Source organism: Providencia vermicola, from assembly GCF_010748935.1.
Lineage (GTDB): Bacteria > Pseudomonadota > Gammaproteobacteria > Enterobacterales > Enterobacteriaceae > Providencia > Providencia zhejiangensis.
Window position 1 is genome coordinate 450,469 of sequence record NZ_CP048796.1, and the last position, 13,460, is coordinate 463,928.

The 13,460-nt window shown below is 42.7% G+C and carries 10 protein-coding genes and 1 pseudogene; 5 read left to right on the plus strand and 6 right to left on the minus strand.

Translation table 11 applies throughout. The features are described 5' to 3' along the window. Window positions 1–88 precede the first annotated feature (88 nt). From pgi to ubiA, 3 genes are all read left to right on the plus strand, one after another. On the plus strand, window positions 89–1,735 hold the full coding sequence (pgi, locus tag G3341_RS01935; RefSeq protein ID WP_154623878.1) for a glucose-6-phosphate isomerase: 1,647 nt from the start codon (window positions 89–91) through the stop codon (window positions 1,733–1,735). Between the two features lie 258 nt (window positions 1,736–1,993). Next, window positions 1,994–2,500, plus strand: coding sequence for a chorismate lyase (gene ubiC / locus G3341_RS01940; RefSeq protein ID WP_154623877.1), 507 nt, complete (start codon window positions 1,994–1,996; stop codon window positions 2,498–2,500). A 32-nt stretch (window positions 2,501–2,532) separates the two neighbouring features. Further along, the gene (gene ubiA / locus G3341_RS01945; RefSeq protein ID WP_167520930.1) at window positions 2,533–3,387 is read left to right on the plus strand and encodes a 4-hydroxybenzoate octaprenyltransferase; all 855 of its coding nucleotides are present in this window, start codon (window positions 2,533–2,535) and stop codon (window positions 3,385–3,387) included. A gap of 80 nt (window positions 3,388–3,467) precedes the next feature. Here the strand turns inward: ubiA and G3341_RS01950 are convergent, their stop codons facing one another. From G3341_RS01950 to plsB, 5 genes and pseudogenes are all read right to left on the minus strand, one after another. Further along, entirely contained in the window at window positions 3,468–4,547 is a 1,080-nt protein-coding gene (locus G3341_RS01950; protein WP_163860574.1) for a hypothetical protein, read from the minus strand. 80 nt (window positions 4,548–4,627) lie between these two features. Next, window positions 4,628–5,395, minus strand: a complete 768-nt coding sequence (locus G3341_RS01955) for a ZirU family protein (RefSeq protein ID WP_154623874.1) — start codon at window positions 5,393–5,395, stop codon at window positions 4,628–4,630. 41 nt (window positions 5,396–5,436) lie between these two features. Beyond that, on the minus strand, window positions 5,437–6,360 hold the full coding sequence (locus tag G3341_RS01960) for an invasin domain 3-containing protein (protein WP_432279735.1): 924 nt from the start codon (window positions 6,358–6,360) through the stop codon (window positions 5,437–5,439). 36 nt (window positions 6,361–6,396) lie between these two features. Further along, window positions 6,397–7,532, minus strand: a pseudogene (locus G3341_RS01965) (inverse autotransporter beta domain-containing protein); the annotation flags it as partial. A gap of 753 nt (window positions 7,533–8,285) precedes the next feature. Further along, window positions 8,286–10,754 carry a glycerol-3-phosphate 1-O-acyltransferase PlsB gene (gene plsB, locus G3341_RS01970; protein ID WP_154623872.1) on the minus strand — a complete coding sequence of 823 codons (2,469 nt, stop codon included), beginning with the start codon at window positions 10,752–10,754 and terminating at the stop codon, window positions 8,286–8,288. Between the two features lie 114 nt (window positions 10,755–10,868). On the opposite strand from plsB, the gene G3341_RS01975 reads away from it, so the two are divergent. Together G3341_RS01975 and lexA are read left to right on the plus strand one after the other, a co-directional pair. Next, entirely contained in the window at window positions 10,869–11,243 is a 375-nt protein-coding gene (locus G3341_RS01975; protein WP_154623871.1) for a diacylglycerol kinase, read from the plus strand. A 136-nt stretch (window positions 11,244–11,379) separates the two neighbouring features. Further along, window positions 11,380–12,003, plus strand: a complete 624-nt coding sequence (lexA, locus tag G3341_RS01980; protein ID WP_163860577.1) for a transcriptional repressor LexA — start codon at window positions 11,380–11,382, stop codon at window positions 12,001–12,003. A 190-nt stretch (window positions 12,004–12,193) separates the two neighbouring features. Here the strand turns inward: lexA and zur are convergent, their stop codons facing one another. Further along, the gene (gene zur, locus G3341_RS01985) at window positions 12,194–12,709 is read right to left on the minus strand and encodes a zinc uptake transcriptional repressor Zur (protein WP_154623869.1); all 516 of its coding nucleotides are present in this window, start codon (window positions 12,707–12,709) and stop codon (window positions 12,194–12,196) included. Between the last annotated feature and the right edge of the window lie 751 nt (window positions 12,710–13,460).

The following is a 13,460-nucleotide window of genomic DNA, read 5'->3' on the forward strand; positions in this document are numbered from 1 at the left end:
ATGATTAGATCACAGGAAACTGATAGGTCGAGATGTCTCGGCGAGTTACAATTGACTTTTATTTCAAATCTTTTGGAGAGTGTTATCCATGAAGAGTATTAATCCAAGCCAGACGGCAGCATGGCGGGCGCTAGAGCAACATTTTTCGCAAATGAAAGAGACTCATATGCGTGACCTGTTCAAACAAGATAATGATCGCTTTCATAAATTTTCCGCGACATTCGGCGACCAAATTTTGGTGGACTACTCCAAAAACCGAATTACTGAAGAGACCCTGGACAAATTATTAGCGCTGGCGGAAGAGACAGCGCTGAAAAGTGCGATTGAAAGTATGTTCAGCGGCGAAAAAATTAACCGTACGGAAGACCGTGCCGTTTTACATATTGCGTTACGCAACCGCGACAACACGCCTATCTATGTTGATGGCAAAGATGTGATGCCGGATGTCAATGCAGTATTAGAAAAGATGCATCAATTCAGTGAGCGTATCATTAAGGGTGACTGGAAAGGGTATACAGGGAAAGCAATTACGGATGTCGTGAATATTGGTATTGGTGGTTCTGATCTTGGCCCATTTATGGTGACAGAGGCACTACGACCTTATAAAAACCATCTCAATATGCACTTCGTTTCCAATGTTGATGGGACTCAGATAGCTGAAACGTTGAAAACATTGAATCCAGAGACAACACTCTTTCTTATCGCGTCGAAAACATTTACGACTCAAGAAACCATGACCAATGCGCATTCCGCGCGTGACTGGCTACTTGCACAAGCAAAAGATGAACAGCATGTGGCTAAGCACTTTGTTGCGCTATCAACGAATGGTGAGCAAGTTGCTAAGTTTGGTATTGATACAGCCAATATGTTTGAGTTCTGGGATTGGGTTGGTGGTCGTTATTCTCTATGGTCTGCAATTGGGTTATCCATCATTTTATCCGTAGGTTATGATAATTTTGTGCAACTCCTTGAAGGTGCGCATGCGATGGATAAACATTTCACTCAAACCGCCTTTGAAAATAACATTCCTGTGCTACTTGGGCTTATTGGCATTTGGTATAACAACTTTTTTGAGTCGGAAACTGAAGCGATTCTGCCATATGATCAATATATGCATCGTTTTGCCGCTTACTTCCAGCAAGGCAATATGGAATCGAATGGTAAGTATATTGACCGCAATGGCAATAAAGTCTCTTATCAGACTGGCCCGATTATTTGGGGTGAACCGGGGACTAATGGGCAACATGCATTTTATCAATTAATTCACCAAGGAACGAAAATGATCCCTTGTGACTTTATCGCCCCGGCGGTAACGCACAATCCATTAGGTGATCATCACGATAAACTGCTGTCTAACTTCTTCGCTCAAACCGAGGCCCTAGCATTTGGTAAGACTCGTGAAGTGGTTGATGCGGAATTCGCAGCACAAGGTAAAAACCCAGCGGATATGGAATATGTTGCGCCTTATAAAGTGTTTGAAGGCAACCGTCCAACTAACTCGATTTTACTCAAAGAGATAACGCCTTATTCATTGGGTGCATTAATTGCAATGTATGAACATAAGATCTTTACTCAAGGGGCGATCCTCAATATCTTCACGTTCGACCAATGGGGTGTCGAGCTGGGTAAACAACTGGCAAGCCGTATTTTGCCAGAGCTAGAAAGTACCGATGATGTCAGTAGCCACGATAGTTCAACAAATGGATTAATTAATCGTTATAAAGCATGGCGTTAATTAACCTATCAGTGATAGCCTGCTAAGTTAGCAGGCTATTGCGGTTTAGTCATTTCAATATTAATAATTCTTTTATTGTTGATAACTCATTAGTTATTAAAAATTATTTCAAAAAATTTTCACAATTCATGTTTAATTTGTGAGTTTTTAACTAATTTGTTAGCTAACTTTAACCTTACAGCAAAACAACGTGATATCCTTCATAGTATGAACCAATATGATGCACAACCACATATTTTAGTGGTGGAATTATGAGTAATGGATGAAACGCTTTTTACCTCTCACCCGATAACTTGGCTGTCAGAAACGGATAACCTTGTTCCTGAAAATATTTTAGACTGGTTATATGAACTCGGGTCAATGACAAAGCGCTTAGAGCAGCACTGCCAACGTGTCACCGTCGTGCCTTATACACAACGTTATGTGACCAAAGAAGCTTTAAGTGAAGAAGAAGTCCAGTGTTTGCCTCCCAGTGAATATTATTGGTTACGAGAGGTCATTATGTATGGGGATAATATCCCGTGGTTGCTTGGGCGAACCCTGATTCCTCAAGAAACATTGACCGGAGAAGATCGTCAATTGATTGACATTGGTGCCGTTCCATTAGGGCGTTATCTTTTCAGTCATGATAATCTTACTCGTGATTATATCCATATAGGGCAGCAAAATTTACGATGGATCCGGCGCTCCCTATTAAGATTATCAGAAAAACCGTTATTATTAACCGAACTATTTTTACCTGAATCACCTGCATATAAAAGATAAAAAATAAAGGAGCACGACAAATGGAGGGAAGTATGGCGCTAAGTAAATGGCATGCCTACAGCCGTTTGATGCGTATTGATAGGCCCATTGGTTCATTACTGTTGTTATGGCCAACCTATTGGGCACTATGGATTGCAGCTCAAAGTATACCTAGTTTACATATTCTGATTGTGTTCACCGCTGGCGTGTTTTTGATGCGGGCAGCAGGGTGTGTGATTAATGACTTTGCTGATCGCCATTTTGACGGACATGTTGAACGCACGAAACATCGCCCATTACCTAGTGGTGATGTGACCGAAAAAGAAGCCAAAATGTTGTTTGCTGGCCTTGTCGGGTTATCGTTCTTGCTCGTTCTGACATTGAATGCTATGACTATTTGGCTTTCTATTGCTGGATTAGCGTTGGCATGGGTTTACCCTTTTGTAAAACGTGTTAGCCATTTACCTCAAGTCGTTTTAGGGGCCGCATTTGGTTGGTCTATTCCGATGGGATTCTCTGCGGTGAGTGAATCATTACCACTGGTTTGCTGGCTGCTGTTTCTTGTCAATATTTTATGGTCGGTGATTTATGACACCCAGTATGCGATGGTGGATCGCAATGACGACTTAAAAATTGGTGTGAAATCGACGGCTATTTTATTTGGTCAGTATGACAAATTGATCATCGGTATCTTACAAGTGGTGATGATTGGCTTGCTGGTGGCGATTGGGCTACTCGCCAATTTAGGCGTCACTTATTATATTTCGTTATTACTGGCTGCGTTATTGTTTGTTTATCAGCAAAAACTGATGGTCAATAGAGAGCGCGCTCCCTGTTTTAAAGCCTTTATGAATAATAATTATGTGGGTTTTATCTTATTTGTCGGGATTTTAGTCAGTTACTGGTAAACCAGTTTTTAATTAGTCAAAGGGGTAATGCGACTTACATTACCCCTCAGATTGCTAATTAAATTAACGATGCTGCTTGGCTACTCCAGTGTTATATAACCCGAACTGCCTTGTAATCTTTTTCCATTTTGAAAATGAAGGGTGGCATAAACAGAAATTATAGCCCCTGTACTACTTCGTGCATTTTTTCCAAACTTTATAGCGCTTCCAGAATCAGTAACAAGTGAATGACTGTTAGTGAGTTCGCCAACTTTAACCTCATCTAAAGGATAATTTTTCTCTGAACCTCCTTTATGCTCTTGAAATACTATTGCCTTAAGAGCCCCATAACCAGGGTTCACATAATTTATCTCTATATTGTATCCAGGGCCGGAACGATCCCCTATCTGGTTGCCGTTAAATAGCCGAATTTCCGGTGGTGGTACTGCTTTAATCACATTGAGCGCCTTTGACTGAGCTTGCGCACCGGTATTCGGTATCCCACTGATTGAACGAGGGGTGACGTTAAAAGAAATTTCACACCCGACATCTGCATCTTGTAGGGTATAAGTCTTAGCTGTTGCTAGTGTTTTTTTACTACTGCTACGGGAACAAATCCACTCGAATTGGGTACCGCTGCTTGAGGTATCTTCAAGGTCTTTTGGGGTATCACTATCATGGTAGAGATAAGATCCAGTCAGCAATTGTCCTACTTCTGGTTTGCCATAAATTTTCACTGCGACGGCCTCAGGTGCCAGCCCTTGGGTGATGATAGGGGATGAAGTGAATGCTATGCCAGTTGCTGGTTCCGTGATTGCAGGATCGGTTTGCGGTGTGACCATGATGGTCAGTTTTTTCCCGTTGCCATCTCCGGGCACCAGTCGATAGCTATTTTCTGTGGCCTTTGGAATATCTTTACCATCCAGTTGCCACTGATAAAGTGATGTCACTGGCGTGTCATGATCCTCATCTGTTATCGTTGGAGTGGCCGTGACGGTATCATGGACGGCTGGTGTCATCTGATCAAATGTCACATCACTCACGACGGGTGCGTGCCCTATAACGGGAGCTGTTCTTGTATTAACCTCGCTCACAGAAGCGGACACACTTCCTCCGATGATCAGTCCTATTGCTAGTGTTACCAGACAAATAAGATGGTTGATTTTTGTCCTCTTAGCCATTTCATGAATATCCTCTTCTAGTGTCGTCGTTTGTGATAAAAATGACCGCAACGGGAGCAACCCGCCGCGGCTCATACTGATTATTTGTTAGAGACGATAACTTGAATTTTTCGTTTCTGGTCAGTACCCTTAACGGTGTACTCTTTCGTGGTTGCGCTCGGAATATTACTGTATAAGCCTGAACCCGCCGCATTCTCAATCTGCCACTGGTAAGTCAATTTGCTACTGTCACAAGTGCCATGACAGGTAACATCTGCTGTCAGCTTTTTACCAACCTCTGGTTTTCCTGAAGTGAGACCGGAGATGGTCACGGCTTTCACGACACTACCATTCACTGTTGTAATTCCGCTACCGTCCGGTAGCTTGGTTCCTTTAATATCTAGGTAGGTTTTCGCTCCCACGGGTTTGCTCTCTGCGGGATCGGTAGCATTTGGATCAGTGTGCGCAATTGCTTTGACTGTGATAGTTTTCCCCAGCAACTTATTTGTCAGTATTAGCTTGTCACTGGTCTCGCTTGGAATCGTTGTTCCGTCTGCAAGCCACTCATAGCTAATGGTGACTTTATCGCCATCTGCATCGTCGAACGCAAAGCCTGAAGCCTCCAAAGTGTCATTTTCTCCTAAAACATTGTCACCGTTTTTGTCATTGGCTTTGATTTGCCCATCTGTTTTCAGAACTGGCGCATGACCGATAACCGATTTTGTCGCGGGGGAGGTCACCGAGACAGGAGTAGTCGTGGAGGCTGCGAGTACAGGCGTACTGACAGCCATGCTCAGAACTGCACCCGTTATCAGGAGAGCGAGTTTGCCTTTGCCTGCTATTAGGTTTGGTTGCTGATTTTTGTTCATCTGATTGTTACCTCATATTTTTAAATGCCCGATGGGCGTATTTATTGTGCCGTTACTCGCAGTCTGCGCTTTTGCATCTCTGTCGTGACGGTATACGTAATGGCTGTCGCGCCACTTATAGGTTGATACTGTCCTGACCCTTGAGTTGTCTCTACTTCCCACTGCCACGCGGTTGGCAAAATACAGTTATCTTGGCAGTCTGGGGTGGCAGTCAGGACATCACCAACCACAGGATGCCCTGTCATGGCGGTACCGTTTCGAAATATCTGTATCCCCACGGGGGCTGCCATCACTTCTACTGTCGTCGACGCGATACTGATACCATCTACCTGTGGGGTCAGGGTAAGAGTGCCGGGAAGCTTTCCAGCTGTTATGGTGGTGGTGTAAACACCGGGAGCCGTTTCTTTCAATGCCGCCAACTTAATACCACTTTGCGAAGGCGACAGGGATGGCCCATCTTTCTTTGTTTTGAAGGTAAATGGCAACTGAATAGAAGAAGCTAGCCCCGTTACCGGTGCGTTTTGTTCATCTCGCATCGTCAGAGTCAATATTTCGGATTGAGCGATATTCAGTGAATCTGACCCCACTGTTAGACGTGAGTAGCGGTTAGAAAGCCCAGCGTCCACGATGATCGTGACATAGACCGGTTTTGACGCATTTCCCTTTCCATCCCATGCGCTGGCACTCAGGGTATAGGTATTCGTTGACCCCGCTTGCCAAGCTGGTAGGCGTATCTGCCAAGCAGTCAGACTTTTGCCAGCAGACTGCACTTTCCCGCCTTTGGATGAGAATGCGCTAAGCATTCCCCATTCCACGCGTTCAGCGCCGTATTTTGCGTTCAGAATGGCGTTGACTAACTGCTGGCTAGCGCCACGGCCACGGATGACCTGTGGCAGTATCAGACTGATAAGTTCCTGTTTACGGTATTCGAGCACGATGTTGTTATTGCGCTCTACCAGTGCCATACGGTTGCCTGAGAGCGTGCGTAGATTCGCTACTGCGGCAGATGACACTTGATCTTTCCAAGGCACGCCTAATGAATAGGTCAGTTTTGCTTGCAGCTGAAGTTCATCGCTCCCGTTTCCTTTACGCCAGTCAGCGCCGAGGGTGACCAATGGGAAAGGGGTATAGTTCACTCCCACCGTGATCGCTTTTGGAGCCTGACTACGCGTATCCTTATCTTTTAGCGCCACTTCATCCCCGAAATATTGTTCATATTTCAGTTTGCCGCCAAGCTGTGGATAAGACGGTAACCAGCCACTGGCGGTCATATCAAACCCATTGGCTGGTCGTTCATCATAGTCGTCAAAATCCCGTGACTGATGCCAGTTGCTGAGTCGTAGATAACCATTAGCAGAGAAACGTAGGTAATCGGACGACAACTCCCCCCGATACCGGCTCGACGGTTATTACCGGTAATATCGATGTCATAAAAGGTGTTTACACCATACATCCATTGGTCATTGAATCGACGAACTCCCCCCCCTAAGTTTAGCGTGGTGCGCTCATCAAGGTTTCGCCCACCGAACTGGGTGAAGACGAGCCAATCCGGGTTTTGATACAGGGGGAGCAGCATGTCAGCAGATAGGGTGCTCTGTGACAGTTTGTCTCCCGGCTGCACACCAATCTGTGCAGTGCCATACTGATTCAGCCAGTTTTCCATGGTTGATGAGGCTTTGGTAACGGCCATATTTTTGGCTTGTCTGGAAAGATACTCGTTAGGACTTTGTGTGTTCATAGACTCAAAAAAGTCGGGAGCAGTACGAGACAACCAGTTCTGTATTTCATGATCTTGTTGGTCAGCCTGCTCTTTTGTTGTCGCTTTTTTGTTAGCGGCCTTTATTGCGTGTGTGCTTGGAACATCAATTTCATCTCCTGCCGATAGCTGTTCAAAAGCGCGGGGAAACTGACGCATTTGATTCAGGGTTTTCAGTTCCTCCACGGTCAGATCATACTGATGAGCCACGCTGTAAACGGTCTCTCCTGCTCGCAAATAGTAAGGTTTCACTTCCACCTCACCCACAAAGTCCGTCGCAAATACTGTCGCTGCGGGCATGATGGAGACGGACAGTAAAACGGGAAGTAATAAGTGCCTCTGAGATGATTTGATACTGTGATGGTTAATACCAAAAATCATTGATCTATTCCTTTTATTCCTTCCTTTAGGAAGGTATTTCCATTGCTGATAGCTGGGTAATAAATGCTAATTACCTTACTTAGAGAGATCAGTTATTAGGTTATTTCAACAATAACGATAGCTGAACGCTCCAGAGTGCTAAACACCAATAATAAAGTGCGATAGGCAGATATTGAGTTGTATATCTATAATTGATTGCTATATAAGTCTGTGTTTTATTTGGTTTGTGGATATTAAAATCTGACTCAATATTGCTATCTCGTTTTGACGTGTAATGTATATATTCAGGCTAATAATGAGAACGTACTTGTTTGGATTAAATAGGAAGTCAGAAACGGTGGGATGAATTAAGGAAGGGGAATGTATTATCAATTAAGATCACTTTTTTATACTCGTCATATTCCAAGCCGCGTATTATTGGCTATGTTCATTTGCACTCATCAATTCACAACCTCTTAGCCAATGTTTCTTTAGGTGATTGACGTTTTCTTCTATTAATTCAAAATCACGTCGCGATATGTTGAATTCGTTTTCTGTCAGGAATATTGAACCTTAAAATAATAGGCACTCATTCAGAAACGGTAAGAACGCTTATCGTCAGCACCTTCAACAAGTGACATATTCCTATTTAAGTGGGTCTTGATGAAGTGGTATGTGATTTTGGGCTAAGTCGGTATAGCTGACGGGATGGATACAAATAAGGGGGAATGTTAGACACATTCCCCCTTAGTTTAGGGTTGTAGAGTAAACTAACTAATCTTCTTTTGCGGGTTCTTTCTCAGCAGAACGCTCTTCTGGCTGGCTGACGCTTTCGATAGTTAAACGTATTTCTGGCGACATTAAACGTGAAATAACAGAATACAGTTTTTTCGCGTTGGCCGTAAAAATGTCGTTTTCATCGTTATCGATATAGCCTTCTTCTCGGAGTGTTTCCACTAAAGTTGAAAAGACAGCTTTGTCAAAGAACTCCGGTGCATTAATGCCATGCAGCACAGAAAGTCGCTGAGCAAGCATGCGGCTTTCTTTCTCTAAGGTATTACGGCTAATTTCAGGGCTCGCATTGAGTAGAGAAAGCGTAATCGCATAGCGTTGTAATGTCTCGCGGACACCTGCGGCAAGTAGCTGCAACGGTCGAATACGACGAGGATTGAGTACCACGACGCCGTCTTCTTTCACGCATACCAACTGTTGATGGTTGAGTTCATCAATTAAAGTATCAACGACCTCTATCAAAGATTCGTTATCAAAGCGCATAAATAGTTCCGCTTTGAGGAACGGGTAAATTTGCCCAACCTGATAGTGGATATCTTGGCGACTGATGCGCTCATGGTGTAGCACAATACTTGATATCAGTGATGGTAAGACCAAAAGGTGATGGATATTATTGCGATAATAGGTCATTAAAACAGCATTTTCACGAGGCAGAATAATAATATCCCCCATGCTATCTTTTTCGACTTCAAATTTATCCATCTGCAAAGCATGTTCTAACAATTGCTCGGCGGTTTTATTGGGTGTCGTTGTATCCGCAGTATAAGGAACATTACGTAATAATTGCAGGTAACATTCGACTTGCTCAATCAGTTGTTCACGCGTTAGAGAGCGTTGACGTGAAGCCAGTAGTGCCGTTGAACAAAGGTTAATCGCATTGGCAGCCGCTGCGTTATTGATATTCACCATAATATTATCGGCCAAACCACTCACAACAGGGTTTAACCAACTTGGTCTTTGAGGCTCAATAGGATCGATAGAATCACGCCAATGAGGCACATGTTTCGTTAAATACTGTGTTAACGAAATCGGCTGGCCAAAATTAACGTAGCCTTGACCTAAATTACGTAATTTACGCAGGCCTCGTACCATCGAAAAGAAGCCTTCCTTCTCCTTTTCAGCACCTCGTAGCTCTTTTGCATAGGTCCCCACCTCCATAACATGTTCATAACCAATATAAATCGGTACGATAGTAATAGGGCGAGAGTCACCACGTAGCATGGCCTGTAGTGTCATCGACAGTGTGCCTGTTTTGGGTTGCAACAAGCGACCTGTGCGAGAGCGTCCACCTTCAACAAAGTATTCAATGGAATAACCCCGTGCAAACAGCTCACTGAGATATTCACGAAATACGGTCGAATAAAGTTTGTTTCCTTTAAACGTACGGCGTATAAAGAAAGCGCCTAAATGGCGGAAAATTGGACCTGCTGGCCAAAAGTTTAAGTTGATACCTGCCGCGATATGAGGGGGAACCAACCCTTGATGATACAGAACATAAGAAAGCAATAAGTAATCCATATGACTACGATGTGATGGCACATACACAATTTCATGGCCATCTTGCGCTAACTGACGAACGCGTTCCGCATGCTGAACATTGATCCCTTGATATAAACGGTTCCAAGTCCAGCCTAATACTCTATCCGTCAAGCGTATTGCTTCATAAGAGAAGTTAGCCGCAATTTCTTCCATCATATTGACGGCATTTTGCTGTGCTTTCTTCAGTGGGATTTTTTTACTACGCGCTTCATCTTCAACCGCTTTTTCAATCGCTTTTGAGGTTAATAGCTTATTGAAAAGATCTTGGCGGGCAGGCAGTTTCGGACCAACCGCCGCGAGGCGTTGACGTGAATAATGGATACGGGCAACACGTGCTAGTTTATTCGCAATAATCGTATCGGTACCATGCTCTTGCGCCATCACTCCCATGGATACGGTTGGCGAAAAACGGACAAAACTATCTCGCCCAAGCCAAATCACGGCAAAGAATTTTTGGATACCGTTGAGTAAGCGTAAGGGGGGAGCCGGTGTATGGCCTTCTCGTCCAGGTGCACGACCAAACATCACGGATGCAGGTAGCATTTGAATATCGAGATTCGGATTACTACGATGCAAGTCTAGGTATGCATGGAATATTCTTACTGACTCTTTACGTGGGTTCGGTGAGTAGTAGCGAAAGACTCTCGGACCATCATCAATGAAGACATAGGCCGGTAATTTAGTGCCATTAATGTCATTATCGACCAACGGGTCAGGTAGACCGATCGATAAGCATTGGTGACGTAATGTTAAAAGGTCAGACTTGGAATGATAAGGCAACACGTATAACGTGGGCCGGCTGGTGTCCAATTCCAGTTCTGATATCGGGTCTGTTGGAACGAGTTTACTCTTTACCAGTAATTTAAGTGGTAAATTCAACGTGTTGTAATATATTTTACGCCATAGTGACATAAATGATTATAGCCTCTTGTTAACAATGCTTCGCAAGCATACCAGAAATCAACTGGCAAATGATTAACTTTGACCGCAAAAAATGATTATTGTTTGTAATTTTGAGGAATAAATATGGCGAACCAAACTAAGGGATTGACTCGTGTAATAAAGGCTGCGGGGTATTCCCTTAAAGGATTAAAGGCGGCTTGGATTAATGAAGCGGCCTTTCGGCAGGAATCTGTTGCGGCATTGATTGCCGTCATTATCGCGCTGTGGTTGGATGTGAGTTATATCGATCGATTATTGTTGATCAGTTCCGTTGTGCTGGTGGCGATTGTTGAATTACTGAATAGTGCAATTGAAGCGGTGGTTGATCGCGTGGGCAGTGAATATCATGAATTGTCTGGTCGAGCTAAAGATATCGGTTCTGCCGCGGTGTTTGTGACCATTGGACTCGCATTGGTTATTTGGGCAACCGTTTTATGGCAACACTATTTTGCTGGCTAATGTCGAAGTTGTCGCAAATCGATAAATCCTTGATGAGCTTTCAACAAATATGGCACTTCAGTGATTTAAGTGTTTCAAAACTTCATTTACCTGTATATACTCACAGTCTGACTGTATAAACAAACAGGGGAACGAGATGAAAGCACTGACGGCTAGACAACAGCAGGTTTATGATCTGGTGCGCGATCACATTGCTCAGACGGGTATGCCACCTACACGCGCTGAAATAGCAGCAAGCCTTGGTTTTCGTTCGCCTAATGCGGCAGAAGAGCACCTTAAAGCCTTGGCACGTAAAGGGGTCATTGAGATTGTTTCAGGGGCTTCTCGTGGTATCCGTTTACTACTTGAAGAAGAAAATGATGCTGAAGTTCAGGGGCTTCCTTTGATTGGACGTGTTGCTGCTGGCGAACCTCTATTGGCTCAAGAGCACATTGAAAGTCATTATCAAGTGGATCCTGCTCTATTTAAGCCCCATGCTGATTTTTTATTACGTGTTAATGGTATGTCAATGAAGGACATTGGGATTATGGATGGCGACCTTTTAGCTGTGCATAAAACACAAGATGTCCGCAATGGGCAAGTGGTTGTCGCACGTATTGAAGATGAAGTGACTGTGAAACGCTTTAAGCAGCAAGGTAACCGTGTTGAGTTAATCGCTGAAAATGCAGAATTTGCTCCGATTATTGTTGATCTGCGTCAGCAGAATTTTACAATTGAAGGGCTAGCGGTTGGCGTGATCCGTAATGGTGACTGGTGCTAATGTTAGCGCCATAAAATACCCTCAAAAATATTGCTGGCAGATTTACTATGTATCTATTTTAGGAGTCTGCCTGCGATACCTTTCTTTTACTCATTAGTGAGTTTATCTGTGCACCCGACTTATTAAGAGACATAAAATAAAATATTACGCTCTACTATAGTGTGTTTTGTCTATTTTATTGTCTTAGTGATTACTTTTTCTTTGTCTTAATAGGTTGTTCATGGTCGTGATGACAATGCTCATGGTCTTTACAGCTAGCTAACTCACTGCATACTCGGCATAAACCATGGTTCTCAACGACGGTATGACGGAGTTGAAATTGATTTTGATTAGCTAAATCTAAAATAGCAGCTTCTATGGTTCCGCAATCACTTTCTGCTACGCCACCGCAATGATCACAAATCAACATGACTGAGATATGGCTAGGATTGTCAAAGTGATGGCAGATAACATAGCTATTTGTCGATTCGATTTTATGAATAAAGCTCTGTTCCATTAAAAATTCAAGCGCACGATAGACTGTTGGTGGCTTGGCTTGAGGCTCGACTTCACGCAGCAAATCGAGCAGGTCATAAGCACTTATTGCACCGTGTTGTTGCGCTATTAGCCGTAGAACGGTTTCCCGCTGAGGCGTTAGCCTAACACCTCTTGATTGGCAAATTCTTTCGGCCATCACTAGCAGCTTATCCTCACTCATTATTTTCATGGTCGTTGACCCCACAGCAAAAATCCCAATGATAGTGAAGACAAGTTTACCATAACTTTATGATACATAGAGACTGAAATGAGAATGAATAAAAAGTGAGGCTTAGAAAAAAGCGTATTAGGAAAAAATCACAACCATTTAATATTCAAATAAATAAATCACACCTCACAATATACGTTAATATTGTATTTTAAGCATGTTACTAAAAGTGAGTGAAATAGGGTTATAAATGGCACCATTATACTCTGGTGCAATAAGTAATTTATTATCACGATAAAAACAAAACCAATACAAAATAATAACAATTAAAATGTAACTTTAAATTTAAAAAGTAACCTTCAGTAACACATTTCAATTGGGAGTTTTCTTATCTAAATTTTTCTCTATAGATTTTTATTTTGTTTTTATTGTTTTTTTTATTTTTTAATTCTTATTTTTTGTTCTTAATCTATTGATGCCATTGTTTTTTTGCTGTTACTGCGTGTCTCCTTATAAAAAAACGACTTTCTTTTTAGAAAAAATTATTAAGTTTTTATAAATACAAACTTACATTTTTATATATATTTTTCTAATTATTACTACTTTTAGGAGTTGGCGCTGCCTTTTTTAAGGGTTGGAAACTGAAAATAAGAAAATAACAACATAATTGACTGCCTGTGTTTCGTATTCCGGTTAATTTTGACAAAAAATATCGTGTGTGTAGGATTGTCTATAGAAAATATGGGTCATCAAAGTATGGGTAATCCAGTTC